General features: G+C 74.1%; 25 protein-coding genes. 8 read left to right on the top strand and 17 right to left on the bottom strand.

From position 1 onward, the window contains the following. The first annotated feature begins 8 nt into the window (after positions 1-8). The 3 genes from ACN28C_RS12325 to ACN28C_RS12335 are packed head-to-tail and all read left to right on the top strand — an operon-like array spanning position 9 to position 1,512. Positions 9-491 (top strand): hypothetical protein, encoded by a 483-nt coding sequence (locus ACN28C_RS12325; protein ID WP_422773615.1) that lies wholly within the window; start codon positions 9-11, stop codon positions 489-491. After that, complete coding sequence (locus ACN28C_RS12330) at positions 484-927, top strand: HNH/ENDO VII family nuclease (RefSeq protein ID WP_422773616.1); 444 nt, start codon at positions 484-486, stop codon at positions 925-927. Before ACN28C_RS12325 ends, ACN28C_RS12330 begins: the two co-directional genes overlap by 8 nt. Positions 928-930: 3 nt before the next feature. Further along, positions 931-1,512: a suppressor of fused domain protein gene (locus ACN28C_RS12335; RefSeq protein ID WP_422773617.1), complete on the top strand. Its 582-nt coding sequence runs from the start codon at positions 931-933 to the stop codon at positions 1,510-1,512. A 38-nt stretch (positions 1,513-1,550) separates the two neighbouring features. On the opposite strand, the gene ACN28C_RS12340 is transcribed toward ACN28C_RS12335, so the two are convergent. Both ACN28C_RS12340 and ACN28C_RS12345 read right to left on the bottom strand, forming a co-directional pair. Then, positions 1,551-2,012 carry a GNAT family N-acetyltransferase gene (locus ACN28C_RS12340; protein ID WP_421494800.1) on the bottom strand — a complete coding sequence of 154 codons (462 nt, stop codon included), beginning with the start codon at positions 2,010-2,012 and terminating at the stop codon, positions 1,551-1,553. 138 nt (positions 2,013-2,150) lie between these two features. Beyond that, the gene (locus ACN28C_RS12345; protein WP_421494799.1) at positions 2,151-2,858 is read right to left on the bottom strand and encodes a GTP cyclohydrolase II; all 708 of its coding nucleotides are present in this window, start codon (positions 2,856-2,858) and stop codon (positions 2,151-2,153) included. A 225-nt stretch (positions 2,859-3,083) separates the two neighbouring features. Here ACN28C_RS12345 and ACN28C_RS12350 point away from each other — a divergent pair, with 225 nt between their 5' ends. Beyond that, positions 3,084-3,776 carry a RibD family protein gene (locus ACN28C_RS12350; RefSeq protein ID WP_422773618.1) on the top strand — a complete coding sequence of 231 codons (693 nt, stop codon included), beginning with the start codon at positions 3,084-3,086 and terminating at the stop codon, positions 3,774-3,776. 68 nt (positions 3,777-3,844) lie between these two features. On the opposite strand, the gene ACN28C_RS12355 is transcribed toward ACN28C_RS12350, so the two are convergent. The 5 genes from ACN28C_RS12355 to ACN28C_RS12375 form a co-directional block, all read right to left on the bottom strand. Next, on the bottom strand, positions 3,845-4,876 hold the full coding sequence (locus tag ACN28C_RS12355) for a lysylphosphatidylglycerol synthase transmembrane domain-containing protein (RefSeq protein WP_422773619.1): 1,032 nt from the start codon (positions 4,874-4,876) through the stop codon (positions 3,845-3,847). A gap of 112 nt (positions 4,877-4,988) precedes the next feature. Continuing rightward, positions 4,989-6,008, bottom strand: a complete 1,020-nt coding sequence (locus ACN28C_RS12360; RefSeq protein WP_422773620.1) for a class I SAM-dependent methyltransferase — start codon at positions 6,006-6,008, stop codon at positions 4,989-4,991. Beyond that, a complete protein-coding gene (locus tag ACN28C_RS12365; protein ID WP_422773621.1) occupies positions 6,005-7,192 on the bottom strand; it encodes a glycosyltransferase family 4 protein in 1,188 nt (395 codons plus the stop codon). The genes ACN28C_RS12360 and ACN28C_RS12365 overlap by 4 nt, the downstream gene beginning before the upstream one ends. Before the next feature lie 41 nt (positions 7,193-7,233). Then, positions 7,234-7,632: a 6-pyruvoyl trahydropterin synthase family protein gene (locus ACN28C_RS12370; RefSeq protein WP_421494794.1), complete on the bottom strand. Its 399-nt coding sequence runs from the start codon at positions 7,630-7,632 to the stop codon at positions 7,234-7,236. Between the two features lie 42 nt (positions 7,633-7,674). After that, a complete protein-coding gene (locus tag ACN28C_RS12375; RefSeq protein WP_422773622.1) occupies positions 7,675-8,661 on the bottom strand; it encodes a zinc-dependent alcohol dehydrogenase in 987 nt (328 codons plus the stop codon). Positions 8,662-8,852: 191 nt separating this feature from the next. Between ACN28C_RS12375 and ACN28C_RS12380 the strand changes: the two genes are divergently transcribed. Further along, the gene (locus ACN28C_RS12380; RefSeq protein ID WP_422773623.1) at positions 8,853-9,608 is read left to right on the top strand and encodes a CDP-alcohol phosphatidyltransferase family protein; all 756 of its coding nucleotides are present in this window, start codon (positions 8,853-8,855) and stop codon (positions 9,606-9,608) included. Positions 9,609-9,645: 37 nt separating this feature from the next. Here the strand turns inward: ACN28C_RS12380 and ACN28C_RS12385 are convergent, their stop codons facing one another. The 8 genes from ACN28C_RS12385 to ACN28C_RS12420 all read right to left on the bottom strand — a co-directional run bounded on the left by ACN28C_RS12385 (position 9,646) and on the right by ACN28C_RS12420 (position 18,590). After that, on the bottom strand, positions 9,646-10,428 hold the full coding sequence (locus ACN28C_RS12385; RefSeq protein WP_422773624.1) for a hypothetical protein: 783 nt from the start codon (positions 10,426-10,428) through the stop codon (positions 9,646-9,648). 108 nt (positions 10,429-10,536) lie between these two features. After that, on the bottom strand, positions 10,537-12,690 hold the full coding sequence (locus tag ACN28C_RS12390; RefSeq protein WP_422773625.1) for an Hsp70 family protein: 2,154 nt from the start codon (positions 12,688-12,690) through the stop codon (positions 10,537-10,539). Between the two features lie 125 nt (positions 12,691-12,815). Continuing rightward, entirely contained in the window at positions 12,816-14,369 is a 1,554-nt protein-coding gene (locus ACN28C_RS12395; protein WP_422773626.1) for a SpoIIE family protein phosphatase, read from the bottom strand. Next, positions 14,366-15,796, bottom strand: coding sequence for a sensor histidine kinase (locus tag ACN28C_RS12400; RefSeq protein WP_422773627.1), 1,431 nt, complete (start codon positions 15,794-15,796; stop codon positions 14,366-14,368). The genes ACN28C_RS12395 and ACN28C_RS12400 overlap by 4 nt, the downstream gene beginning before the upstream one ends. A gap of 13 nt (positions 15,797-15,809) precedes the next feature. After that, a complete protein-coding gene (locus ACN28C_RS12405) occupies positions 15,810-16,838 on the bottom strand; it encodes a SpoIIE family protein phosphatase (protein ID WP_422773628.1) in 1,029 nt (342 codons plus the stop codon). After that, positions 16,820-17,245 (bottom strand): ATP-binding protein, encoded by a 426-nt coding sequence (locus ACN28C_RS12410; protein WP_422773629.1) that lies wholly within the window; start codon positions 17,243-17,245, stop codon positions 16,820-16,822. Before ACN28C_RS12410 ends, ACN28C_RS12405 begins: the two co-directional genes overlap by 19 nt. Further along, on the bottom strand, positions 17,242-17,709 hold the full coding sequence (locus ACN28C_RS12415; RefSeq protein WP_422773630.1) for an STAS domain-containing protein: 468 nt from the start codon (positions 17,707-17,709) through the stop codon (positions 17,242-17,244). The genes ACN28C_RS12410 and ACN28C_RS12415 overlap by 4 nt, the downstream gene beginning before the upstream one ends. Then, positions 17,709-18,590 (bottom strand): STAS domain-containing protein, encoded by an 882-nt coding sequence (locus tag ACN28C_RS12420; protein ID WP_422773631.1) that lies wholly within the window; start codon positions 18,588-18,590, stop codon positions 17,709-17,711. The genes ACN28C_RS12415 and ACN28C_RS12420 overlap by 1 nt, the downstream gene beginning before the upstream one ends. Before the next feature lie 305 nt (positions 18,591-18,895). On the opposite strand from ACN28C_RS12420, the gene ACN28C_RS12425 reads away from it, so the two are divergent. Continuing rightward, complete coding sequence (locus ACN28C_RS12425; protein WP_422773632.1) at positions 18,896-19,798, top strand: hypothetical protein; 903 nt, start codon at positions 18,896-18,898, stop codon at positions 19,796-19,798. Positions 19,799-19,842: 44 nt separating this feature from the next. On the opposite strand, the gene ACN28C_RS12430 is transcribed toward ACN28C_RS12425, so the two are convergent. Further along, positions 19,843-22,782: an AfsR/SARP family transcriptional regulator gene (locus ACN28C_RS12430; protein WP_422773633.1), complete on the bottom strand. Its 2,940-nt coding sequence runs from the start codon at positions 22,780-22,782 to the stop codon at positions 19,843-19,845. 168 nt (positions 22,783-22,950) lie between these two features. Next, complete coding sequence (locus ACN28C_RS12435) at positions 22,951-23,424, bottom strand: Lrp/AsnC family transcriptional regulator (RefSeq protein ID WP_421494769.1); 474 nt, start codon at positions 23,422-23,424, stop codon at positions 22,951-22,953. A gap of 112 nt (positions 23,425-23,536) precedes the next feature. On the opposite strand from ACN28C_RS12435, the gene ACN28C_RS12440 reads away from it, so the two are divergent. Both ACN28C_RS12440 and ACN28C_RS12445 read left to right on the top strand, forming a co-directional pair. Beyond that, positions 23,537-24,784 carry an APC family permease gene (locus tag ACN28C_RS12440; RefSeq protein ID WP_422773634.1) on the top strand — a complete coding sequence of 416 codons (1,248 nt, stop codon included), beginning with the start codon at positions 23,537-23,539 and terminating at the stop codon, positions 24,782-24,784. 53 nt (positions 24,785-24,837) lie between these two features. After that, entirely contained in the window at positions 24,838-25,404 is a 567-nt protein-coding gene (locus tag ACN28C_RS12445) for a nitroreductase family deazaflavin-dependent oxidoreductase (RefSeq protein WP_422773635.1), read from the top strand. The last annotated feature ends 23 nt before the right edge of the window (positions 25,405-25,427 follow it).

Consider the following 25,427-nt stretch of genomic DNA (forward strand, 5'->3'; position numbering starts at 1 on the left):
AGGCCGTGGTGGGGATCGAGCTGCCGTCCGCCCTGGTGGAACTCCTCTCCACCATCGGTTTCCAGTGGCCGGAGAGTGACGAGACGAGGCTGCAGGAGCTGGCGCAGGCGTGGAGTGAGTTCTCCGGTCAGCTCGACGCCCAGGTCGCCGCCGCCGACACCGTCGCGGCCGGCGTATGGACGGCGAACCAGGCCGAGATGGCGGACGTGTTCCGGACCAGCTGGACCAGGGACGCCGCCCCGGCCCAGCGGCTGGCCGGCGGCGCCACCGGCGCGGAGATCATCGGTGCCGGCCTGCTGACGTGCGCCGGCATCGTCCTGGCGCTCAAGCTCGCCATCATCGCCCAGGCCACCCTGACGGCGATCGCGATAGGCGTGGCGATCGCCACCGGCGGCCTGGCGGCAGCCGGTGTCGCCGTGCTGCGTGAGGGCCTCCGGCGCATCCTCGACTGGCTCCTGCACGACGCGATCATGAAGGTGGTCAATGGCTAGACGCCGGGTGCGGGGGCGGCTCGCCGGCGCCGCGGCAAAGGGCGTCATGCGGGCGCTGCGGACGGTCGTCAGGGACGGCGAGAAGCTGCCGGACGTCCCGAAACGCCTGGTCGACCGGATGAAGCGGGATCCCTACCGGCGCCCCAAGAACTACCGCAGGGGCGTCCGCGACAAGGTGTGGGCGGCGGCGAAGGGCGCGGACGGCAGGGTCAGGGACCCGCTCACCGGCAGGGTGCTGAACAAGTCCCGGTGGGACATGGGGCACAAGCCCGGCTACGAGTTCCGCAAGCACCAGGCCAGCGCCCGCCTCCGGCGGATCAGCCGGAAGCAGTTCCTCGACGAGTACAACAACCCGGCGCACTACCGGCCGGAGCTACCATCATCGAACCGCGGCCGCGCGGGCGAGGACCTCACCGACGACTACCTGGGACCCTAGAACATGCCGGATGTCAGCAACGCGAACAAGGCGATCGCCAGGACCGTCGCGGCCGTCTTCGGCGGAAGCCCACGGGTGGTCGAATACCTCGACGCCGACGGAGCCAGCCGGGTCGCCGTCCTGCACTCGACCGACCACCCCTGGCCGGGCGTCACCGCGTACTGCACCATCGGCCTCTCCGATCTGGCGCTTCCTCGGGAGGTCAGCCCGCCGCTCGGCGTCGAACTGCTCGCCGCCTGCGACTCGGCCCTGCATCCGCGGTTCGCCGAGGCACTGAGCACCGCCGCGTTCTTCTGGATCAACGACGGCTGGGAGCCGGAACCCGGTGCCTGCTTCCGCGAGGTGCTGCGCATGCACCTGCCCGACACCCGGTTCCCGCACTTCTTCCTCACCGACCCCTACCTCTGGGAGGGGGAGTTCCGCTCGACGGCGGTCGGCGACAAGACCGTGGCGTGGCTGCTCGCCGTGCCGGTGAGCGAGGCCGAGGCGGACCACGCCGAGCAGCACGGCCCGGACGCCCTGGAGGAGCTCTTCGAGCGTCACGAGATCGACATCACCGACCCCGAGCGGGCATCGGTCGTCTAGTGGCTCGCCGTCCGGGGCCGGCCGCCGTACCCGCCCGGTCAGGTCAGGTCCAGTGCGCCGACGACCTCGCCGTCGAGCTGTTCGCCCGTCAGGCGGAAGCCGAGCCGCCGGTAGAACCGTTCGGGCCCGTGCTCGCCGGGTATCCAGGCCACGAAGGCCCGCTTCTCCCCGCGACGGCGCAACTCCGCGCAGACCGCCTCGACGGCGAACCGGCCGTACCCCCGGCCCTGTTCGCCGGCCGCGACGGTGAGCCGCCAGAGTCCGGAGCGGGGCTGGTCGGCCGGGTCGAGCCGCACCAGCAGGAAGGCCATCACGAAGCCGACGAGCCGGTCGCCGTCGTAGATCAGCCGGGGCCAGGCGACATCCGGCTGGGCGTACGCCTCGGCCAGGGACTGGGCCACCGGGGCGACAATTCCCTCCTGGTCGGGGCGGACCCGGAGCTGGCACGCGGCGACGACGTTCTCCGGAGTGATCCTTTCGAGCCGGGGTGACGGCGACATGCCGGCAGCCTAGTCCAGTCGTGCCGGCGTCCCCGTTCTGCCGGCGTCCCCGTTCTGCCGGCGTCCCCGTTCTGCCGGCGTCGGCGGTGCGGCCGGAGCAGCGGGGCGGACCGTTCCTCCAAGGCGGGCGGGTGGGGCTCAGTCGGCGAGCGGCAGCTCGATGGTGTGCGCGGTGTGGTTCGCCTTCGCCTTCAGGTAGCGGGCGTTGGCGGCGGAGAGGTGCACCCCGGTGGGAATCCGTTCGGCGACCGTCACGCCGAGCCGGTCGAGCTGTTCGGCCTTGTCCGGGTTGTTGCTCAGCAACGCGATCCGGTCCACGCCGAGCGTACGCAGCATCTGTGCCGCCACCGTGTAGTCGCGCTCGTCCTCGTCGTGGCCGAGCGCGACGTTGGCCTCGTAGGTGTCCAGCCCCACGTCCTGCAGCGCGTACGCGTCGAGCTTGGCGTACAGGCCGATGCCCCGGCCCTCCTGACGCAGGTAGAGCAGGAACCCGCCCCGGTCGCTGATCCGCTCGGCCGCCTCCCGCAGCTGCGGTCCGCAGTCGCACCGCTGGCTGCCGAAGACGTCTCCCGTCAGGCACTCGCTGTGCGGCCGTACCAGTGGCGCGGCCGGGCCGTCGGGGGACCGGCGCACCGCCGTCCGCCAGTCACCGAGTCCGAGGGCGAGGTGCTCCCGGCCGTCCACCAGGCCGTCGAAGGTGAAGACGCTCGCGGTCGCGGCGTAGCCGTCGGGGAAGCGGAGCGGTACGGTCACCTGCTGGCGGACGGTGGCGGGCGGAAGCGGCCCGAACCCGGCGAGCGTGTCGGGCGCCTCGGCGGTGGGTACCTGGCGCGGTGTGTGCGGCATCGGTTCTCCCTCTTGGGCTGGGTTGCGTACGCCCTGAAGATCTAGGGTGCCTGGATCCGGATCTGCCCGCAGGCTCGGGTGAGCAGGCAGGCTCCGACCGGACAGCTGGGTCATCCGGCCGGAACCACCGGACCGGCACCCGGGCGAGGTCGGCGTGAGCGGGCGCCGACGATGCGGAAGACTGGCCTCCCGCGCGGGCTGTTCATCGACGGAGAGGTGCAATCTGTGAGCGACCGACCGTACGTTCTGCTCAGCTGCGGCATGTCAATCGACGGTTACCTCGACAACGCGACCGGCACCCGGCTCCTGCTCTCCAACGACGCCGATTTCGACCGGGTCGATGCGGTCCGAGCGGAATGCGACGCGATCCTGGTCGGCGCGGGTACGGTCCGCCAGGACAACCCGCGACTGCTGGTCCGGTCGCCGGCCCGCCGCGCCGAGCGGGTGGCCCGAGGGCTGCGGCCGACGCCGCTGAAGGTGACGGTGACCGGACGCGCCGACCTGGACCCGGCGGCGCGGTTCTTCGTCACGGGCGACATCGACAAGCTCGTCTACTGCGCGACGCCGAGCCTGGACGAGGCACGCAAGCGCCTCGGCGAGGTGGCGACCGTGGTCGACAGCGGCGACCCCGTCGACCTCGAACTGATCCTCGCCGACCTGCGGGCCCGGGGTGTGACCCGGCTGATGGTCGAGGGTGGCGGGACGATACACACCCAGTTCCTCACCGCCGGTCTCGCCGACGAGTTGCAGTTGGTGATCGCGCCGTTCTTCGTCGGCGACTCCCGGGCGCCGCGTTTCGTCGGCGACGGCCGGTTCCCGTGGGGGCCCGACCGGCGGGCGGAGCTGGCCCAGGTCTGCCAGATCGGCGACGTGGTGCTGCTGCGCTACGCCCTCTCGGAGCGCTTCGCCCCGGCGTGATCGGGCTCGGCCCGGACGTGACCGGGACTCGCCGGGACGTGGTTGGGCGCCGCAGGCCGGAGCGCCGGTCACGTGACCGCTCTGGGTAGTGGGACTCGGGCGGTGCGCAGCCGGTCGGTCCGGAGCTCGTCGGTCCCGAGCCGGTCGGCCCGGAGCCGGTCGGCCCGGAGCCCGCCGAGCCAGCGGGCGACCAGCACGGCGACGCCGGGCAGGCTGGCGACGAAGGCGAGCACCCCGTACACCACCGCGACGGTGAGGCCGAGCGAGGCGCCCAGTCCGGCGGCGCCGAAGGCCCAGGCGGTGACGCCCTCCCGGGGTCCCCAGCCGCCGACGTTCAGCGGCAACGCCATCGCGATCAGGGCCAGCAGCATCAGCGGGACGAGCCGGGCGAGCGGCGCCGACGACCCGGCGGCTCGGGCCGCCACCACGAAGGTGGCGAGGTGTCCGGCCAGCACCACGGCGGAGCAGAGCGCGATCCCCGGCCAGGTGTGCCGGGCGAGCAGCCCGAGGCGTACGTCGGAGACGGCCGTCCGGCACGCGCGATGCCACCGCGAGGACCTCGGTCGGGACCGGAGGAGGAACCAGCCGGCGAGGCCGAGAAGTACTGCGGCGGCGAGGACGAGCGCGACCGACCACCCGGCCGGGCCGGATCCCGCCCCGGCCGGCAGGGGTACGGGACCGGCGAGCAGCAAGACCACCGCCCCGACGCCGATCAGCACGACCTGCCCGGCGGACCGCTCCAGGACCACCGCGCGGACACCCCGACCCACGTCGTCCACGTCCTGACCGTGCCGCACCGCCCGGTGCACGTCGCCGAGTACGCCGCCGGGCAGCGCCGCGTTGAGGAAGAGCCCCCGGTAGTAGTCGGCGACCGCCCTGCCCAGCGGCAGCCGGATGCCGAGGCCGCGGGCCACCAGACACCAGCGCCAGGCGCTGAAGACCGTGGTCAGCAGCCCGATCCCGAGCGCGGCGAGCAGGGTGCCGGCGTCGATGACCCGTAGCCCGTCCAGGAACGCCCCGGTGCCGAGTCGCCACACCAGCAGTCCCAGGATGGCGGCTCCGCCGAGCAGCCGGACCCAGGCCCAGAACGTACGCCTCATGACGCTGTCCGGTCCGTCGCCGCCACCACCGGCCCTGACGCCCTCGCCCCGCACATCCGCGACCCTCCTTCGATCGGTTCTGGCAGGTATACGGGGCAACCGGGGTTGCGGTTCATCCGTCCACGGCGACCGGGCCGGCGTGCCCGTCCGTGAGGGACCGGTCGGTGTGCCCGTCCATGGCCAGCAGGTCGGCGTGCCCGACGATCGCGCGCAGTGCGCCGGCCGCGTTGGCGGCGAGCCGGCGGTCCAGGTAGGCGGCGGCCGGGGCGGCCAACTCCGGTCGCTGCTCGACGGCGGCGCCCACCCAGCCGCGCAGCCACTGCGCGGTCAGCTCCGGCCGCTCCGGGCCGAGCTGCCACGGGCTGGGCCTGACCAGCACGGTCGCACCGAGCCGGCGGAACGCCTCCGCCGCCGCATCCACCGCGTCCGGGCCGAGCAGCCGCTGGCCGCCGGTCTCCCGCCGCTGGTGTGCGTCGAACGCGGCGGCGATCTCGGCGTCGAGCGGGTCGGCCGGGGAGAGTTCCACCTCACCCCGCACGGAGAGGGTCAGCAGGGCCGGGCAGCCGGCCTCGACGCAGGCTGTGGCGAGCCGTTCCACCTCGGCCGGGCTGAGCAGGTCGAGCAGGGCGGAGGCGGTGACCAGCGACGCCCCGGCGAGGTCGCCGGCGGTCAGCCGGGTGAGGTCGCATTCCCGGGTCTCCACGGTGATCGGTGAGCCGTCGGCGGCGGTGGCCGGCAGGTGCTCCCGGGCGTGGTCGAGCAGACCGGCTTCGCGGTCGTAGAGGACCCAGTGCTGCGGGCCGGGTAGCTGGCCGGCGAGCCATCGCCCCATGGAGCCACTGCCACAGCCGAGGTCCCGGATCAGCAGCGGGCCGGTGCCGGGCAGCCGGTCGCGTACCGGTCGGAGCAGCTCGGTGGCGCGGGCGCGGGCGTCGGCCGGCTCCCGCAGCCCCAACCAGGCCAGACTGTACGGCGAGTCGTCGCCTCCGCCGACGGCTCCGTCCCCGGCGGTCGCCCCGTCCCTGCCGCTCGTTTCGGTCCTGCCGCTCGCCCCGTCCCTGCCGCTCGTTTCGGTCCTGCCGCTCGTTTCGGTCCTGCCGGGTCGGCCGGTTCGCCCGCTGCCCTCGGTCATGCCGTCTCCTCGTCGTGCTCACTGTCCCGGTCGTACCCCGTGTCGCGCTGGGCGTCGCCGTCACCGGCCGTGTCACCGGCTGCGTCGGCGGGCGCCGGATGCCCGGCGCGCTTGGCAGGATGCCCGGCGAGCCTGGTCAGCACCTCGGCGAGGCCGGCGGCGGTGACGTCCCAGCCGGGCAGGCCGGTGCGGCGCCGCGCGGCGGCGGTGCGCAGCCGCTGCCGCAGGTCGGGCTCGTCGAACCAGCGGCGCAGCGCGCCGGCCAGCATCGCCGGGTCGCCGGGCGGCACCAGCAGCCCCGGCGGGCCCCCGTCCGGCGCCCGCCCGACCGCCTCCGGGATCCCGTCCACCGCGCTGGCCAGCACCGGGATGCCCCGGGCAAGCGCCTCGGTGACGACCATGCCGTAGGGCTCGGACCGGGAGGCGAGCACCAGCAGGTCCGCGGCGGCGTACTCGGCCGCCAGGTCGGCGCCGCCACGCGGGCCGAGGAACCGGACCCGCCCGGCCAGCCCGGCCGCCTCGACCGAGCGGCGCAGCCCGTCGACCCACGCCGAGTCGCGGGCGGCCGGGCCGACGCAGCGGCAGCTCCACGGTCGGTCCGCCAGCGTCGTCAGCGCCTGGACCAGCACGTCGTGCCCCTTGCGCGGGGTGACCGAGGCGACGCAGAGCAGCCCGGTGGCGCCGTCCGTGCCCGGTGCCGGCGGTGCGGGCGCGACACCGGGCGGCACGACGTGCACCCGTCCGGGCGGCAGACCGTGCCGCTGCGCCAACCGGCGTCCGGTCCCGGCGCTGGTCGCCACGACCGCCCCGGCGGCCCGCAGGGTGCGCCGTTCGAGGTTGTCGAGCCGGTCGGCCAGCTCCGCCGGCAGCCCGGTCTCGTCCCGCAGCGGCAGGTGCACCAGCACCGCCACCCGGAGCCGCCCGGCTGCCGGGGCCACGACCTCGGGTACGCCGCAGCCCACCAGCCCGTCGAGCAGCACCACCGCACCGTCCGGTACGCCCGCGAGTGCGTCGGCCAGCGCCATCCGCCCGGCCTCCTCCGGCCGGGGCCACCGCCCCGGTACGGCGAGCTCGCGCACCTGCCAGCCCAGCGCGGTGAGCCCGGTGCAGACCCGGCGGTCGTAGGCGTTTCCTCCGCTCGGCGCGTCCGGGTCGTCGATGTCGCCGGGCAGCACCACGTACACCTGACCCGGGCTGCCCGCGTCACCCGTTGGCGGAGGGGAGGTCAAAGCGTCCGCTCGTAGCTGGCCCAGGCGATGTGTGACTCGTGCAGGGTGACGGTGATCCCGGTCAGCCCGTGCGCCCCCTCGCCGAGCGCTCCCGCCCGCACCCGGTCGGCCAGCCGGTCCGCGATGATCTGTGCCAGCGCCTCGGTCGAGGTGTTGATCCCGGCGAGCGTCGGCTCGTCGTCGAGGTTGCGGTAGTTCAACTCGCCCAGCACCTCGGCAAGCTGCCCGCTGGCCAGCCCGATGTCCACCACGATGTTGTCGGCGTCCAGCTCCGGCCGGCGAAAGGTGGCGTCCACGACGAAGGTCGCCCCGTGCAGCTTCTGGGCGGGGCCGAAGACCTCGCCCCGGAAGCTGTGCGCGATCATGATGTGATCACGGACGGTGATGCTGAACAAGGATTCTCCTCCTGGTCCGTCCCGGTGGGTGGTCCGCCGAGGTTACTGGTCGGTGGCCGCCTCGGCGTAGTCGACCACCTGGCACAGCGCGGGAAGCTCCCCGCTGACCAGCCGGGGCAGCACCTCGGGCAGTTCCTCGAAGCGGCACGCACCGGTGAGCAGGGCGTCGAACACGGGATCGGCGAGCAGCTCCAGGGCCAGCTCCAGCCGGTCGGCGAAGGTACGCCGCCCGCGTACGTTCGGTGACACCGTGCCCACCTGGCTGCTGCGCACCACCAGCCGGCGGGAGTGGAAGTTCTCGCCGAGCGGCACACTGACCTGGCGGTCGCCGTACCAGCTCAGTTCGACGACGGTGCCCTCCGGGCCGAGGAGTTCCAGCGACCTGGTGAGTCCGGCCGAGGTGGCGCTGGCGTGCACCACCAGGTCGCGGTCGCCGGTGGCGTCGCCGGGGAGCGCGAAGTCGACGCCGAGCGCGGCGGCGATGCCCGCCCGGGCCGGATCCGCATCGACGAGCTGCACCCGGACACCGGGAAACCGGGCGAGCAGGCCGGCCACGGAACAGCCGACCATCCCGGCCCCGACGACCGCGATCCGGTCGCCGACCAGCGGCGCGGCGTCCCAGAGCGCGTTCACCGCGGTCTCCACCGTGCCGGCTAGGACCGCCCGGGCCGCCGGCACCCCGTCCGGTACGACGGTGACCGCCGACGCCGGCACCACATAGCGGGTCTGGTGCGGGTAGAGGCAGAAGACGGTACGCCCGACCAGGTGCGCCGGCCCCGCCTCGACGATGCCGACGTTGAGGTAGCCGTACTTCACCGGGGCGGGGAAGTCGCCCTCCTGATGGGGGGCGCGCATCGTCGCGTATTGCGTCGGGGGGACGTGGCCGGCGAAGACCAGGGTCTCGGTGCCCCGGCTCAGCCCGGAGTGGAGGGTGCGGACCAGCACCTCGTCGGCACCGGGCGCCGGGAGTGGAACCGGCCGGATCTCGCCCCTGCCGGGTGCGGCGAGCCAGAAGGCGCGAGCACGCACGGTCGCCAACTCCTTTCCCAGCGCACTGAACCGAACGCGGGTGTTTTCCGTTTCCTCGGGGGTGGGCAGCGGCAACGATACGCGGCGCGTTGATCGCGCCAAACCGCTACGGAGGAACGTTGACTGTCAGTGATCACCTCGTCCCAACATCCCTGGTCCGTCTGCGGCCCGCGCCGCACCGGGTGCGTCCGGTGCCGGTCGGCGCCGGCGATTCCGCGCGGGCCGGGCACCCGCCGGCCGAGGTGGACGGGCCGGCGGTAGGGCTCGCCGTCCAGTTCGTGGTGCTGGCGGCGCTGGGCGCGACGATCGGGCTCGGTCCCGCCGGCTGGCTGGCCGGCTCGGCGTACGCGGTGGTCACCTGGCTGCTCCTCAGCCGTGGACTACGCCGGTCCGGCGCGTCGATGCTCGGCGCCGCCAACCGGGTCACGCTGGCCCGGTCCATCCTGGTCGGGGCGGTGACCGCACTGGTGGCCGCCTCCTTCTGGTCGCCGGCTCCGGTCGCCCTGCTGGTCAGCGTGGCGGCGGTGGCGCTGGCGCTGGACTGGGTCGACGGTCAGGTGGCCCGGCGTACCGGCACGAGCACCGCGCTGGGCGCGCGGTTCGACATGGAGGTCGACGCCTTCCTCATCCTGGCGTTGAGCGTCTATCTCGCGCAGTCCCTCGGCGCCTGGGTGCTGGCGATCGGTGCCCTCCGGTACGCCTTCGTCGCGGCCGCCCGGGCGCTGCCGTGGCTCAACGCGGCGCTGCCGCACCGCTTCTCCCGGAAGACCGTCGCCGCGCTCCAGGGCATCGTGCTGGCGGCGGCGGGTTCCGGGCTGCTGCCCGGGCTGCTGGCCCAGTCGACCGTGGTGCTGGCGCTGGTGTTGCTCTGCTGGTCGTTCGGCCGGGACGTCGGCTGGCTGTGGCGCGCCCGGCACCGGTACGCGACGCCCGCCCCGTCCCGCTGACCCGGTCGGCCGCTGACCCGGTCGGCCGCTGACCCGGTCAGCGGAGGCGCTCGATCGTCACCGGGATCAGCCCCGCCAGCCGGGCCGCCGTGGTCAGCTCGCGCAGCAGCGGGCCGATGGCGTCGTCCCGGCTTCCGGCCAGGTCGGCGGTGAGGTCGACGGACCAGGCCGCGCCGGCGCCGATGCGGCGCAGCTCCCACGTGAACGCGTCGCGGCCGATCCCGCGACGAGCGGTGCCGACGATTCCGGTCGGTGTGGCGGTGCCGTGGTGCCGGGGCGCCATCCGCCAGGTGCCGAGCAGTTTGGTCAGGCCGTCCGGGTCGAGCCCGGCGGTGAAGAGGATCCGATAGCCCCGGGTCTCGAAGAAGCCGGCGGTGACCCGGGCGGGGCTCAGCCGCAGCGGTGCGGATCCGGGCAGCCGGGTGCCTTCCTCGAAGTATCCGCGCAGCGTCTCCTCGCCCGGCAGTTCGCCGCCGCCGAGATGGCGGTAGACGAATTCGACCTCCTGCCGGGAGACTCCGACCACCCGGTCCCGGAGACCGGCGTCGGTACGCATGCCCCGGCTGAAGGCCGAGGCGTCCTGCCAGCGGCGACCGCCGGCCGTCCACCCGGTGCTGTCGAGCCGGACCGCCGAATACTCCTCGCCGAGCGCGAACTCCTCGACGAGAATCCCCGCCGGTCCGGCGACGGCCGCGTTGTCGGGCCGGATCAGGTAGTAGTCCAGGGTCGACCCGGCGGCGAGCGACGCCGGCCCCGGCCAGGGTCCGGCGCGGGACGGTTGCCGGGCCGACCTGCCCGATCGCGCGGATGATGTCGACACAGCGCCTATTCTCGACCAGAGGTCCCGCCCTACCGGTGCGGCTCGCCCGGCGTGCCGACCTGCCCCGTGGAACCTGGCGGACCTCCACACCGAATTCGAGCTGCGGGTTCAGCGGACCTCGGGCACGGTGGGTTCGTGCTGGTCGTACCGGCCGACGGTGCGCTGCCAGGCGGCCTGCCAGCGGCCGTCCGTGACGACCCGCCGCAACACCGCGTCGAGCCAGATCCGGAACGCCTCGTCCTCCCGGCGCAGGCCGATGCCGTACGGCTGGGGCGCGAAGGGTCTGCCGACCAGCCGGAACCGGCCGGCGCCGGCGGCGACGAGCCCCACCAGGGTCGGCCCGTCCGAGGTGATCGCGTCGACCGCGCCGACGGAGAGCTGCTCCGCGCACTTCTGGTAGCTGTCCGTCGACACCAGGACAAACGACCGCTCGCCGAGGTGCTCTTCGAGCCGGTCACCGTGTGGGGTGCCGGTCACCGTGCAGATCCGCGTCCCCGTGGTCAGCGACTCCGGGCCGTCGATCACGGTCTCGTTGTCGCGCACCACCAACTGCTGCCCCGGCAGGTGGTACGGGCCGGCGAACGCGACTCGTTGGGCGCGGGCCTCGGTGATGGTGTAGGTGGCGACGACGATGTCGGCCCGGCCCTCCTCGATGATCTGCTCCCGGGCCGACAGCGACGTCTCCGTCCACTGCACGTCGGCCGGATCGATGCCGAGTTCGGTGGCGATCAGCCGGCCGATCTCCACATCGAAGCCTGTCATCGTACCGTCGGGTTCCCGATAGCCGGTGCCGGGCAGGTCGAACCGGCTGCCGATGACGATCCGCTGCGCCGCCTGTAGCCGTTGCATGGTGGTGCCGTCGGCGAAGACCGGCGGTGCCGAGGCGCTCGGGGTGGGGTCGGCGGTGCCGCCGGACTCGCGCCGGTCCCACGGACGCAGCGCCACCACGGCGAGCGCCACGCAGACGGCTACCACAACGGCCGTGGCGACAGCGGCGTGGCGGCGCGTCCGGCGTGCCGTACCGACCGGCGGAGTCGACGGGACCAGTCGGTCCGGAGACGACGATGCCGGCGGCGGTGAGACCGGTGCCGGCGGCGGTGAGATCGATGCCGGCGGCGGCGGTGAGACCGATGCCGGCGGCGGTGAGACCGGTGCCGGCGGAGCAGTGCCGGCCGGGAGCATGTCGTCCGGCACCACCGCGAGAGCACCCTCGGCCACCACGAGCTCCGGCTGCTCCGTGACGACCGGCGCCACCCCGAAAGCCCGGTGCAGCAGGGTGGCGGCCAGTGGGATCCGGCTGGCACCCCCGACGAGGACGATCGTCGCCGGTGCCGCCCTGGGGCCGGCCGAGCGGATGGCGGCCACCGTCAGTTCGACCGTGCGCTCCAGCACCACCCCGGCCAGCCGTTCGAACTCCTCCCGGCCGATCGGCACCGCCTCCTCGAAGAGCGGCACGTGTACATAGCCGACCGAGGCGCGGCTGAGGGTCTCCTTCGCCCGGCGCGCCTCGTCCCAGAGGGTCAGGGCGGCCCGCCGGTCGGCGTCGTCGTCGGGTGCGGTCAGCCGCCGCCAGCGGACCGGATCGCGGGCCGCCAGCATCCGGCCGGCGTACGCGACGAGCGCCGCGTCGACGTCCAGCCCGCCGGTCTGGGCCAGCCCGTCGGTGGCCAGCACGGTGAAGCCGCCCGCGGCGGTGCGCCGGACCACGGTGGCGTCGAAGGTGCCGGCACCGAGGTCGTAGACGACGACGTGACCACCGGTCGGCACGGCCCGCCCGCCGGACCGGACCAGGTAGCTCGCGGCGGCGACCGGCTCGGCGGCGAGCCGGGGCTCGGGCAGGCCGGCACGCACGGCGGCGGCCACCAGCAGCGCCCGTCGGGTCGGGCCCCAGGTCGCGGGAGCGGTGAGCAGCACGGATTCGAGCACCTCCGGTCCGGCCACCCGCCCGGCCTCCTCGGCGACCCGGGCGAGTGTGGCGGCGACCAGCGAGGTGACGGCGATTTCGCGGTCGCCGAGCCAGACCGAGCCTTCGTCGATCCGCCGCTTCGGGTACGGCTCGAAGCCCTGCGGACACCGCCGGGCGGCACCTGTCGCATCCTGACCGGAGAGGATGGTGCCCTCGTCATCGACACAGGTGGCCGAGGCGAGGAGCGGCGAACCGTCGAAGAGCAGCGGGCGGGTACGCCCGTCCGGCCAGCCCAGCACGGCAACCGTGTGCGACGTGCCGTAGTCGACCCCCAGCCGGAATCCGCCGTCCGTCACCCCGGCAGCGTACCGGCGGCCGGTTGTCAGTGACGCCCCGTAGGTCCCCCTCCCGGCAGCCGGGCCTACCGCACGTCCGGCCCACCGGCACGTCCGACCCACCGGCACGTCCGAATCGGACAGGTTCAGTGTCGACGCAACGCCAGCACGGCGATGTCGTCGGTGATCTCCCCCGGGGTGAGCTCGGCCAGCAGCCGTTGACAGAACGCGTCGAGGTCCGGCTCGACCGTGGCCGCCGCGACCGCCAACTCGGCGAGCCGCCGGTCGAGGTCGACCTCGCGGCGTTCGACCAGGCCGTCGGTGTAGAGGACCAGGGTCGCGCCGGGCGGAAGGACGAACTCCAGGTCGGCCGGGCGCCGCGCGCGGACACCGAGCAGCGGTGCGCGTTGCTCGACGAACTCGGTCGAGTCGGTGACGAGCAGCGGCGGCAGGTGACCGGCGCTGGCCATCCGGACCCGGCCGGTCTCGGGTTCGAGGGTCAGCAGGCAGAGCGTGGCGAACTCGCCCGGCAGCAGGCTCCGGAGGAGTTCGTTGACCCGTTCCAGGACCGCGCCGGGCGGATGCCGCTCCACCGCGTACGCCCGGATTGCGTGCCGGAGTTCGGCCATCACCGTCGCGGCGTGCAGCGAGTGGCCCGCGACATCGCCGATCGCCGCGACCAGCCGGTCGTCGATCACGGCGAGTTCGTAGAAGTCGCCGCCGACCTCGGTCTGCGCGCTCGCCGGCTCGTAGCAGACGGCGAGGTCGAGCCCGGCCACGTCGGGCAGCCGCTGCGGCAGCAGGCTGCGCTGGAGCATCACCGCGATCCGGTGTTCCTCGTCATAGGAGCGCTGCGCCTCGACCGCCGTCGCCACCGCCTGGACGAGTTGGCTGAGCGTGTCGGACTCGGTGGTCAGGGCGGACTCGGGCACGGCAACCTGCACCGCCGGGCGGTCCGCCCGGAGCCGGGCGGTGGCGACGCAGACCCGTTCCGCCGAGCCGACCGGCAGCGGCCACTCCGCCGCCGGCACGAGGTGCATACCCACGCCGACCGGTACCGCGTGCAGGTCGGCCGCCCACTCCCGGATCGTCACCCGCCCGCCGGGCCCGCCGACCACCGCCGCCCACCGGCGGCCGTCGGCGTCCTGCCCGGCCACCGTCGAGCCGGTGCCGAAGATCCGGGCCGCCCCGCTCGCCGCCGCGTCCAGCAGCGGTGCGAAAGAGGTCGCGCTGTTCACCGCCAGGGTGGTCTCGACGAGGGCGGCGAGCCGGGCAGCGAGCAACTCGGCCCGGCTCCGGGCACGGTAGTAGCGCAGCGCCGCCTGGGTGGTGGCGATCAGCTCGTCCGGCTCGATCGGCTCGACGAGGTAGGCGTCGGCGCCCCGGGTCAGGCCCTGCGCCCGGTCGGCGACACTGACCGCGTGCGCCGAGACGTGGATGACCGGCCGGGAGGCGTTCCGGGGATCGGCCTTGATCCGTTCGCTCACCTCGAAGCCGCTCATGTCGCCCAGCCGTACGTCGAGCACGACCAGGTCGATCTCCTCCCGCGCCATCCGGTCCAGCGCCGCGTGGCCGCTGTCGGCCTGCACCACCCTGAAGCCGGCCCGGGTGAGCCAGCTCACCAGCAGGTAACGCTTTGCGGCGCTGTCGTCGACCACCAGGATGGTGGCGCCGGTGCCGACCCGTTCCGCGCCGGTCACGGCGACGGCCGCAGCGGTAGGTGGACGGTGAAGGTGCTGCCGGCACCCGGCTCGCTGGCCACCCGCAGATCGCCGCCGAGCAGCCGGGCCAGCCGGCGGGCGTACGGGAGGCCGAGCCCCGTGCCCCGGGCACCGGTCGGTGATCGCCGCCCCGGTACCTGGTAGAACTCCTCGAAAATCCGCTCCTGGAGTTCGGCCGGTACGCCGATCCCGGTGTCGCTGACCCGGATCGTCCACCCGTCCTCGCCGGTCTGCGCGGTCATCCGCACCTCGCCGCGCTCGGTGAACTTGAGCCCGTTGTGCAGCAGGTTGCGCAGCACCTGGGTGAGCAGCACCTCGTCGGTGTGGATCAGCCCCGGCGGTGCGGGGTCGACCACGACCAGCGCCACCTCCGGCCGGGTGGCCATCGCGCGTACGGTGCCCCGGAGCTGGCCGAAGACGGTGCGCAGCTCGACGTCGCTCCAGTTCGGCTCGATCGTGCCGGACTCCGCCTTGCCCAGGTCGAGCAGGTCGTTGACCAGCGACAGCAGGTCGGCGGCGGAGCCGCGGATGAGTTCGGCCTGCTCCCGCTGCTCGGCGGTGAGCGGGTCGGAGGCCGGGTCCAGCAGCAGCCGGGTCAGTCCGATCACCGCGGTCACCGGCGCGCGGAGCTCGTGGCTGACGTTGGCCAGGAAGCGGCTCTTCGCCTCGCTGGCCGCACGGAGCTGCACGGACCGCTCCTCCAGCTCGGCGTGCAGCGCGACGACGCCCCGGTTGGTCTGGTCGAGTTCCTCGGAGAGCTGGGTGTAGAGCGCCAGCACGCCCCGGTTGGTCTCGGCGAGTTCCTCGTTGAGCCGGGCGAGTTCGTCGCGTTGCGCCCGGGTCTGTTCCAGGGCCGCCAGCAGCTGCTCGTTCTGCTCGGCCATCTCCTCCAGCGGCGTACGGGGCGCCGCCGCGTTCAGGTTGTCGCGGATCACGTCCAGCCGCTCCCGGGTGAGGGGGCCAATCGGGGCGGGTATCCGGCGGGTCATCCGGATGACGGTCCGGCCGCCCTCCCCGGTCACGGTGAAACTGTCGACCAACCGGCCCACCACCAGGGCGTCGGAGAGCATCCGTTCCGAGCCGCCGGCCGGCAGGCTGGTCGTGACCTCGGTGACCAGCGTCGCCGGTGCCTCCTCGACCATCAGCGGGAGGGCGCTGTCGCCCGCCGCCGGAGTCCCGTCGGCCGTCACCGAGAAGGCGACGTCGGCACGTACCGGAGTGGGTAGCGTGACGACCAGGTAGCGGCCGATCTCGCTGAGCGCGGTGGCGAGCCGGATCTGGTCCTGGTGTTCCAGGCCGACGGCGGCGGCGACCTCGCGACCGCGCTGGCGGACCAGGAAGACGTCCGACTCGGCGCGCAGCGGCATCCGCAGCAGCGCGGGCCCGGTGGCCGTCCGATCGCTCATGGTCGGTCCCCGGTCACGCCGTGGCCAGGGCGACGAGGACGCAGGCGTCGTCACGGCGTACGGCGGCGTCCCGCAGGATCGTGCCGGCGATCACCTGCGGTGAACGCCGGCGCAGCCCGGGGTAGTCGGCCAGTCGCCAGCGGTCGGTCACCCCGTCGGTGTGCATCACGAGGCAGGCGCCGTCCGGGAACGGGTAGTCGAATTCGCGTATCGTCCGCCGCTGGTGACCGACGATGCCCGGCATGGACACCAGGCCGCGCCGCTCGTCCTGGTGCAGCACGCAGCCGGAGATGTTGCCGAGTCCGGCGTACCGGACCAGGCCGGCGGCCGGGTCGAGTTCCGCGACGGCGGCGGCGGCCCCCCGGGTGTGCGCGGTCGCCCGGTGCAGGTGCTCCAGCACCGTTGCCGGTGGCACCGCCGGAGCGAGCTGAAACGCGTGTACGGTGGCCCGGGCCGCCACGGCGGCGAGTGGCCCGTGCCCGAGCCCGTCACAGACCAACACCTGCCGGCGGCCCTCGACGGTGCGCACCGCGAACCCGTCCCCGCAGGACTGCTCGCCACTCATCGGCCGGCTGACCCCGGCGGCCCAGGCGGGCTCGGGCGGCTCCGCCGGCCAGACCTGGACGGCGCTGACCGTCCCCCGTCCGGGCAGGGAGTAGAGGTCGGTCCAGCTCGACTGCCGGCTGATCGCCCCGAGCCCGATGCCGAGTGAGCCGGCTGTCGAGTGGCCGTCCCGGGTCGAGGAGACGACGTCGCCCATCCCGGGGCCGGAGTCGACGGCGAGCAGCTCCACCCCGCCGACCGGGCCGCTGCGGGCCGGCCGGAGCAGCAGCAGCCCGTCGTCGGCGTGCTTGACGAGGTTGCTGGCGAGTTCGGCCGCCACGATCGCCAGGGCACCGCTGCGGGCCTCGTCCAGCCCCATCCGGCGGGCCAGCAGCTCGGCGGCCCGCCGTACGGTGCCGACCGCACCGGCCTCCTCGACCTGGAACCACACACCGTCGTCGACGAGCCGGTCGTCGCCGCTCACATCGACCGCGCCCACTTCGTGATGGTGACCCGGGTGCCCTGCCCGGCACCGGTCTCCACCTCGAATTCGTCGACCAGCCGCCGCGCCCCGCCGAGCCCCAGCCCCAGGCCGCTGCCGGAGGTGTAGCCGTCGGTGAGTGCCAGGTCCAGGTTGGCGATGCCGGGGCCGTCGTCGGAGAAGACGATCCGGATTCCCCTGCGCCGGCCGCTGTCGACGACGCCGACCTCGGCACCGCCGCCTCCGCCGTAGACCAGGGTGTTCCGGGCCAGCTCGCTCGCGGCGGTGACCAGCTTGGTCTGGTCGACCAGGGAGAGCGCGACCGCGACCGCGGTGGTGCGGACGAGTTGTCGGACCCGGACCACGTCGGCGTCCGAACTGATCGTCACGAGCTGGCTGGTGGTCAGCTCGGGGCCGCTGGTCAAGGCGCGGCCGTTGCCGGCTGGCCGGAGCCTGATCCCGGGCCGGAACCGGGGGCGAGAGCGAGCATCCAGGCCAGGTCCTCGGCCGAGTCCTGCGCGTCGACCGCATCGTCCCGGCGGGCCCGGGCCAGCAGCTCCATGCCGCGTTCGACGTTGAGCGCGGTCCGGATGCCGTTCAGCGACAGGCCCAGCTCGACGAGGGTGATCGCCACGGCCGGCCGCATCCCGACCACCACCGTCTCGGCGTCCAGCACCCGGGCGATCGAGGCGATCGTGGAGAGCATCCGACCGACGAACGAGTCGACGATGTCCATCGCCGTGATATCGATGATCACGCCGTGGCAGCCGCTCTCCACGATCCGGTCGGAGAGGTCCTGTTGCAGCGCCAGGGCGGTCTGGTCCTCCATGTCCACCTGGATCGAGACCAGCAGCAGGTCACCGATCTTGAGGACCGGCACCCGGTCCATCAGGCCCCCCGCCCGTTGGGAGCACCGGAGACCGTGCCGCTCGCCCGGCGGGACTTGTCGATCATCCGGAGGGCGTGCCGGAGCGCGTCGGCCAGGGTCGCCTTGGTCGCGATGTCACCGAACTCGATGCCCAGCGCCACGATCGTCTGGGCGATCTGGGGGCGGATGCCCGAGACGATGCACTCGGCGCCCATCAGCCGGGCCGCCACCACCGTCTTCAGGATGTGCTGCGCGACCTGGGTGTCCACCGCCGGCACCCCGGTGATGTCGATGATCGCGTACGGCGAGCCGGTGTCGACGAGGGTCTGCAACAGCCGCTCCATCACGACCTGGGCCCGTGCCGAGTCCAGCGTGCCGACCAGCGGGATGGCGACCACGCCCTCCCAGAGCTTCACCACCGGGGTGGAGAGCTCCAGCAACTGTTCGGCCTGCTCGGCGAGGAGCTCCTCGCGTGACCGGGCGTACCGCTCGAAGGTGAACAACCCCAGTTGGTCGACGACGCCGGAGGCGGCCACGAAGTCCGCCAGCGTCTCCTTGTCTCCGGAGCGCAGGTCGAGGACGTCGACCAGGGCGTCCTTCAGGGCGAAGACGCTCACCGCCGTCTCGGTGGCGGTGAAACCCTGCTGGGCTCGGCTGCGGGACATCTCCGCGAGCGCGCCGCGCAGCGTGGCGGACTCCTCGGCGGCCAGGTCGAACGCCCCGTGGCCGAGGGCGGCGTGCAGCCCCCGGCGGAGCTCCTGCACCTGCTGGCGCAGCTCCGCCTCGGTCATCCGCCCCCGCAACGAGGCGGCGACGACCTTGGTCCAGCGATCGATCAGCCGCTCCGACTGGCTGTCCAGCAGCGCCGCGAAGCGGCTGCTCTCCTCGGCCGTGATAGTCATCGTTCCCCTCCCCGGATGCAGGTCGCGGCCATGACGACGGCCGGACCGGCCGCTGGACTGTATCACCGGCCCCCGCCACAACCACCTGGTGACCGCCCTGGCCAGCTGATATTGGCACCGCCGGATGTGTGCGGTGCGTGGTTGCGACCCGGCGCCTGCGAAGTGGGCGGCGTCACCGGCTATGCCCCGCAGACAGTCCGCCACCTGCGATTTCATCTTCGCCGAAGAATTGCCGAAACCTCGCCCGCCACCGTGGTGCTCAGTTCCGGGCCGACCGACGCCCGGCACGAGAGAGGAACACGGCAATGACAAGCAGGAACCGCTGGTTCGCCCTGGCCGGAGCCGCCGTGGTGGCGGTCGCCCAGGTCGGAGTCCAGCTCGCCGGGGCGGGCCCGGCGGCCGCGGTGACCGGGATCGAGAAGGTGACCTCGCCGGTGTCGTCGATCGACTCGCAGCAGACCCACACCGCCCGGGCCGAGTGCCCCGCCGGCAAGTGGGTGATCGGCGGTGGCGGATGGGCCTTCGCCGTGGCCGCCGCGGACAGCGCCAAGGTGGCGCTGGTGCAGCTCGTCCCCGAGCACCGCACCGACGGCACCCCGGACAGCTTCGTGGTCACCGGCACCGAGACCACGGCCACGATGACCGGAGACTGGTGGGTGCAGGCGTACGCTATCTGTGCCAGCCCGTCCGGGCTCTCCGGCTACCAGCTGGAGCGTAGCCAGAACTCGGCGACCTCGTCCCCGCCCGAGCTGGAGGCGGTCGCGGTCTGCGGCAGCAGGCGGGCCATCGGCGGCGGTGCCCGGATCGTCAACCCGGGGCGCGACGTCGCGCTGCACATGTCCCGGGCCTCGGGCAGCGGTGACATCTTCCGGGCCAGCGCGCACGAGGACGCCGACGGCTACGCCGGCAACTGGACCGTGGACGCGTACGCGATCTGCGTGAACCGTCCCGCCGGCTACCAGGTGGTCACCACCCCGTCGGCGGAGAGCGGCTCCGAGTCCGAGAAGATCGCGTTCGCGGAGTGCCCCTCCGGCACCCGGGTGCACGGTGCGGGCGCGGCGATCTCCCACACCGCGCCCGGCGGCGTCTCGCTCCAGGTGGTGTACCCGGCCAACGCGCTCGACTACGTCCAGGCCTTCGCGGTGGAGAACACCCCGGTCAGCCAGGACTGGGACTTCATCGTCAGCCAGGCGATCTGCGCCTCCTGACACCCGGACGGCCGGTCGGCAGCCACGGCGCCGACCGGCCGTCGTCAGCTTCGCCCCGGCCGGCCGGGTACGGCCGCCGGGGTGAGCAGGCTCGCGGCGGGCGGGCCCGCCTCCCGCACCGCGCGCAGGTGCCGGCGGACCCGCTCGGCGTCCGGATGCCCCATCTCGTCGTGCAGCACGAGGGCGCGTTGCCACGCCTCGACGGCGGCGCCGCGCTCACCGCCGCCGGCCAGGGCCTCGCCGAGGCAGGTCAGCGTCTCCGCCGCGCCGGCCCGGTCACCGACCTCGTCGAAGAGGTCGAGCGCCCGCCGGCAGCCGGCGACCGCCGCCCGGTACGCCCCGGCGGCACACTCGAGATAGCCGAGGGTCTGCCAGTTCGTCGCCGCGCCGTGCCGGTTGCCGATCTCCTCGTTGAGCCGCAGCGCCTGCCGGCACAGCTCCCGGCCCCGGTCGTAGTCACCGAGCCGGGTCAGCATGCAGGCGATGTTGTTCAGTGCGCGGGCCTGGCCGGTCAGGTGTCCGACCTCGCGATAGAGGTCCAGCGAGCGTTCGTCGTGGTGCAGTGCCTCCAGGTCGCGACCCTGCTGCTCCAGCAGCCGGGCCAGGTTGACCCGCACCTGCGCCTGGTTGGCGCGGTCGCCGACGGCGACGAACAACCGCGACGCCTCGGTGAGGTGGGTGTGGGCCTGGTCGAGCAGGCCGAGCTGCGTCTGGGCCCGGCCGAGATTCCGGTGTACGTGCGCCTGTGCCCCCTCGTCGCCGAGCCGGCACGCCGCCTCCAGCGCGACACCCTGCACGGCGACCTGGTCGTGCCAGCACCCGCCCAGGTTGAAGTAGCTGGTGAGGCTCCACGCCAGCTCGAAGGTGTGTCGGTCGAACCCGGTCCGCCCGGCCCGGTCGACCAGCGCGTGCAGGGTCCGGTGCTCGGCGCGGAACCACCTGCCCGCCCCGGCCCGGTCGGCGAGCGGCTCCGGCTCGGCCCCGGCGACCGGCTCGGCCAGCACGATCGGGTCCCGGTGCGGATAGAGCAGCCGGTCGGCCGCGTACGCGGTGTGCAGGTAGTGGTCGAGCAGCCGGCACACCGCCGTACGCCGCTCGGTGCCGGTCTCCTCCTCCTCGGCCCGCTCCGTGGCGTACGCCCGCAGCAGGTCGTGCAGGACGTACCGCCCCGGCGACCGCTCGTCGAGCAGGTGCGCCCGGACGAGCTCGGTCAACAGCCGCCGCGTCGCCGCACCGGGCAGTCCGGCCAGCGCGGCCACGGCCGGTGCGCTCAGTTCGGGGCCCGGGTGCAGCCCGACGAGCCGGAAGAGTCGCGCGGCGGCGGGGCCGAGTGCCCGGTACGACCAGGAGAAGACCGCCCGGACGTCGGCGGCCGGCTCGCCACCGTCGAACGGGTCGAGGCTGCCGCCCGCCCCCCGTAGCTCGGCGACCAGGTCGGCGAGGCGGAAGTGCCGGTGCGCGGCGGCACGGGCCGCCACCACGGCCAGCGCCAGGGGCAGCCGCGCGCAGCGGGCCGCGATCTCGTCGACGGCGGCGGGCTCGCCGGCCGTCCGGTCGGTGCCGAGCCGCCGGGCCAGGAAGTGCCGGGCCTCGGAGGTGGTGAACAGGTCCAGGGTGACCGGCCGGGCACCGTCGATTGCCACCAGGCCGGCAAGCTGGTTGCGGCTGGTCACCACGGTGGTGCAGCCGGACGCGCCGGGCAGCAGCGGGCGGACCTGTGCGGCGTCCCGGGCGTTGTCGAGGACGACCAGCACCCGCCGGCCGGCGACCAGGCTGCGGTAGAGGGCCGTCTGCGCGGCGAGCTCGACCGGTATCCGCCGGGCGGCGACCCCGAACGCGTCGAGGAATCCGCGTACGGCCTCCGCCGGGTCGACCACCGCACCGTCGGGGTCGAAGCCGCGCAGGTTGACGTAGAGCTGCCCGTCGGGGAACCGGTCGGTGCGGCGGTGCGCCCAGTGGAGCGCGAGCGCGCTCTTGCCGACTCCGGCGGATCCGGAGAGCACCGCGGCGTTGACGGGTTGCGGATGCGCGGCGACCAGCGCGTCCAGCTCGGCCAGTTCGGGGCGCCGACCGGTGAACGCGACCGGCGGCGGAGGCAGTTGACGCGGCACCGACGGTGGCGGCGCGGGCGCGGCGGTCTCCCGCGACGGCGCGGGCGCGGTGGTCTCCACCGGTGGCCGGGGCGGTGCCGGAGCCGGTGCCGGTGCCGGTGCCGGTGGACTCTCCAACGCCGGATCGGTGGTCAGGATCCGCTGGTGGAGCCGTTGCAGCCCTGGCGCCGGGTCCATGCCCAGCTCGTCGGCGAGCCGGGAGCGTATCTCCTGGTAGTGCCGGAGGGCGTCGGCCTGCCGGCCGCAGCGGTACAGCGCCGTCATCAGCTGCCCGGCGACCCGCTCGTCGAACGGGTACGCGGCGGCGCGCCCGCCCAGCTCGCCGAGGAGCTCGGCGTGCCGTCCGGCGGCCAGGGCGAGATCGGCCAGGTCGAGTTCGGCGGCCAGCCGCTCGGCGGCGAGCGCGGTGCGGACCCCGGTCAGCCAGGGCGTGTCGAGAGTGCCGAAGGGTTCGCCCGAGCAGAGCGAGAGCGCCTCCCTCAGCAGGGCCGCCGGGCTCTCGCCGCCGGTGTGCGCCCCCGTTGACCGGGCAGCGGTGCGGGCCCGGGCGAGCAGTCGGTGGAACCGGTGCAGGTCGACCGCGTCCGAATCGACCGTCACCAGGTATCCGGCGGAACGGCGGACGATACCCACCTCGCCGGTAGTGCCGAGCAGTGCGCGCAGCCGCGAGACGTACCCGGAGAGGGCGTTGCGGGCGTGCCGCGGCCGCTCCTCGCCCCAGACCCGGTCCAGCAGGCGGTCGGCCGGGACGACCCGGTTGGCGTCGACCAGCAGCGCCGCCAGCACACAGCGCTGCCGCGCGTGGCCGAGCTCGACCGGCCGGCCGTCGACCCGTGCGCGGACGTCGCCGAAGAGCAGCAGCTCCACCGCCATCGCCGGGCGCACCTCCTGACCCGGGTCACCGACCGTGACACCGTGCAAGCAGGATGCCCCAGCCCGGCGCTCCCGAGCAGCCAATTTCACGACTGCCGCACGCCTGACCTGCCGCAACCAGGGCGGCCGGGAGCAGACGGGCGGGTACGGGACGCTCCGCCCTCGGGATCAGCGCAACTGGGCGAGGGGCAGCGGTCCACGGGTCTTGACGGTGCGGATCGCGAAGGTGCTGCGGGCGTCGACGATCGCCGGGATGGTCAGGATCTGGTCGATCAACAGCCGCTCGTACGCGGCGAGGTTGGCCACCGCCGCCTCGACCAGGAAGTCGGCGGAGCCGGAGATGACGTGACAGGCGACGATCTCGGGGATGGCGGTCAGCACCGACTCGATCCGGGCGGCGGTCTCCCGCGAGTGCTCGCCGACCTTCAGCTCGATGAAGACCGTCAGGTCCAGCCCGAGCCGGGCGCGGTCCAACTCGGCCCGGTAACCGGCGATCAGGCCGTCCTGTTCGAGGGCGCGGACCCGGCGCAGGCAGGCCGACGGCGACAGCGCGACCGCCTCGGCCAGGTCGACGTTGGCGATCCGCCCGTCGGCCTGGAGGCGGGCCAGGATCGCCCGGTCGGTGGAGTCGTACGTCGCCATCGGCATATGCTGCCGCAGAACCGCTGGTCAGCGCAATGAAATTGCATGGGACGCCAAGCAGGCGCTCATATTTGCCATCGCGTGCGGCGGGAACGCTGCGAAACTTCATCGCATGGCCAGACCGCGTCACGCCGCCGTACCGGACATCGGCGTCCTCCGGGGCGCCGCGCTCTACATCGGAGCCCTGCTCGGGCCGGGGCTGTTGCTCCTGCCCGGCCTGGCCGTGACCCAGGCCGGGCCGGCGTCGATCGTGGCCTGGGCCGCCCTGCTGGTCGCGTCCGGCCTCTTCGCGGTCGTCTTCGCCGCCCTCGGCGTGCGCCACCCGTCGGCCGGCGGGGTCCGGGGCTACGCCGAGGCGGGGCTCGGGCCGCGGGCCGGGCGCGCGGTTGCCTGGTGCTTCCTGGCCGGGGTGATCACCGGTGCCCCGATCGTCGCCGTCACCTGCGGAAACTACGTCGCCGAGCTGCTCGGCGGAGGTGTCGGGCTCGCCTGCGGCACCGCCGCCGTGCTGCTGCTCGGCACCATCGCGGTGACAGTCGGCGGGGTGCGCACCTCCGCCTCGGTGCAGTTCGGGCTGGTCGCGCTGCTCGTCGGGATCGTGGTCACCGCCGTCGCCGGAGCCGCGCCGGCCAGCCGCGCCGGCAACTGGACGCCGTTCGCGCCGCACGGCTGGACCGCGATCGGCCCGGCGGCCTCGACCCTGATGCTGGCCTTCGTCGGCTGGGAGGCGATCGCGCCGCTGACGAGCCGGTTCGCCCGACCCCGCCGGCAGCTTCCGGTCGTCATCGGCATCGCGTTCGGCACCACCACCGTGATCTACCTGGCGCTGGGCGCGGTGACCGTCGCCGCGCTCGGTCCGGCGGCCAGCACCTCGGTGCCGCTGACCGCCCTGCTCAGCCTCGCGGTCGGCCAGGTCGGGCCGGGGGTCGCGGCGGTCGGCGCGGTGGTGCTGACCGTCGGCGCCGTGATCGCGTACCTCTCCGGCGCCGGCGCCCTGGCCCGCTCGCTGGCGCCGGCTCCCGCCGCCCGGGACACCCTGCCGCCGTGGCTGCTCGTCGCCCTGCTCGGCTCGGGCGCCGTGCTGATCGGACTGCTCGGCACCGGGGTGCTCAGCCTGGCCGCCCTGGTCAGCGTACCGACCACCTTCTTCCTGGTGGTCTACCTCGGCTGCACCGTCGCGGCCTGCCGGCTGCTACCCGGGCCGCTGCTGCGGGGCGTCGCCGCCGTCGCCGTCGTCGCGGTCGTCGCCGTGCTGGCCTTCAGCGGGTACGCCCTGATCCCCGCCGCCTGCGTCACCGGCCTTGCCCTGCTGGCCCGGCCCCGCCGGCTCCGCAGCGCCCCGCCCCTGGTGCCGGCGTAGGGTGCTTGGCGACAGCGGACGGGCGGTCGAGCGGCGCAGAGGAGTGACGGCGGATGAAACTCACGGGTCCGCCACGGAAACGCCTGCACCGTCTCCTGGCGCGGGCACCCATCTGGATCTACCGGCTGGGCCTCGGCGGCCTGCTCGGGCGGCGCCTCGTCCTGCTCACCCACACCGGCCGCAGCACCGGGCGGGAGCGACAGGTGGTCCTGGAGGTCATCGGCCGGTACGACGACCAGGGCTACCTGGTCGCCTCGGGCTACGGCTCGCGGGCGCAGTGGTACCGCAACATCGTGGCCGAGCCACGGGTCTCCTTCCAGGTCGGCTGGCGCCGGCACAGCGGCACCGCCCGCCCGCTCCCGCCGGACGAGTCCGGCCGGCGGCTGCGCGACTACGCCCGCCGCCACCCCCGCGCCGCCGCCTGGCTGATGCGCACGATCGGCCAGCAGGTCGACGGCACCGGCCATGACTCCGACGACTCCGGCGGCGGTGGCGCCCGTGGCTCCGGCGGCGGTGGCGCCCGTGGCTCCGGCGGTGTCCCGGACGCCGACGCGGCGTACGAGCGGATCGGTTCGGATCCGCGCGGCGGCGTACCGATCGTCGCGCTGGTCCCGCGCTGACGCCGTTCGGCATCGGTGCCGCC

This window comes from Plantactinospora sp. WMMC1484, assembly GCF_049315195.1.
Taxonomy (GTDB): Bacteria; Actinomycetota; Actinomycetes; order Mycobacteriales; family Micromonosporaceae; genus Plantactinospora.

Excerpts from the sequence above, each read along its gene's own strand:
- ACN28C_RS12415 (WP_422773630.1), bottom strand. The coding sequence starts at position 17,709 with ATGGACCGGGTGCCGGTCCTCAAGATCGGTGACCTGCTGCTGGTCTCG.
- ACN28C_RS12335 (WP_422773617.1), top strand. The coding sequence starts at position 931 with ATGCCGGATGTCAGCAACGCGAACAAGGCGATCGCCAGGACCGTCGCG.
- ACN28C_RS12355 (WP_422773619.1), bottom strand. The coding sequence starts at position 4,876 with ATGAGGCGTACGTTCTGGGCCTGGGTCCGGCTGCTCGGCGGAGCCGCC.
- ACN28C_RS12400 (WP_422773627.1), bottom strand. The coding sequence starts at position 15,796 with ATGAGCGATCGGACGGCCACCGGGCCCGCGCTGCTGCGGATGCCGCTG.
- ACN28C_RS12425 (WP_422773632.1), top strand. The coding sequence starts at position 18,896 with ATGACAAGCAGGAACCGCTGGTTCGCCCTGGCCGGAGCCGCCGTGGTG.
- ACN28C_RS12430 (WP_422773633.1), bottom strand. The coding sequence starts at position 22,782 with ATGGCGGTGGAGCTGCTGCTCTTCGGCGACGTCCGCGCACGGGTCGAC.
- ACN28C_RS12345 (WP_421494799.1), bottom strand. The coding sequence starts at position 2,858 with ATGCCGCACACACCGCGCCAGGTACCCACCGCCGAGGCGCCCGACACG.
- ACN28C_RS12435 (WP_421494769.1), bottom strand. The coding sequence starts at position 23,424 with ATGGCGACGTACGACTCCACCGACCGGGCGATCCTGGCCCGCCTCCAG.
- ACN28C_RS12440 (WP_422773634.1), top strand. The coding sequence starts at position 23,537 with ATGGCCAGACCGCGTCACGCCGCCGTACCGGACATCGGCGTCCTCCGG.
- ACN28C_RS12340 (WP_421494800.1), bottom strand. The coding sequence starts at position 2,012 with ATGTCGCCGTCACCCCGGCTCGAAAGGATCACTCCGGAGAACGTCGTC.
- ACN28C_RS12420 (WP_422773631.1), bottom strand. The coding sequence starts at position 18,590 with ATGACTATCACGGCCGAGGAGAGCAGCCGCTTCGCGGCGCTGCTGGAC.
- ACN28C_RS12330 (WP_422773616.1), top strand. The coding sequence starts at position 484 with ATGGCTAGACGCCGGGTGCGGGGGCGGCTCGCCGGCGCCGCGGCAAAG.
- ACN28C_RS12360 (WP_422773620.1), bottom strand. The coding sequence starts at position 6,008 with ATGACCGAGGGCAGCGGGCGAACCGGCCGACCCGGCAGGACCGAAACG.
- ACN28C_RS12445 (WP_422773635.1), top strand. The coding sequence starts at position 24,838 with ATGAAACTCACGGGTCCGCCACGGAAACGCCTGCACCGTCTCCTGGCG.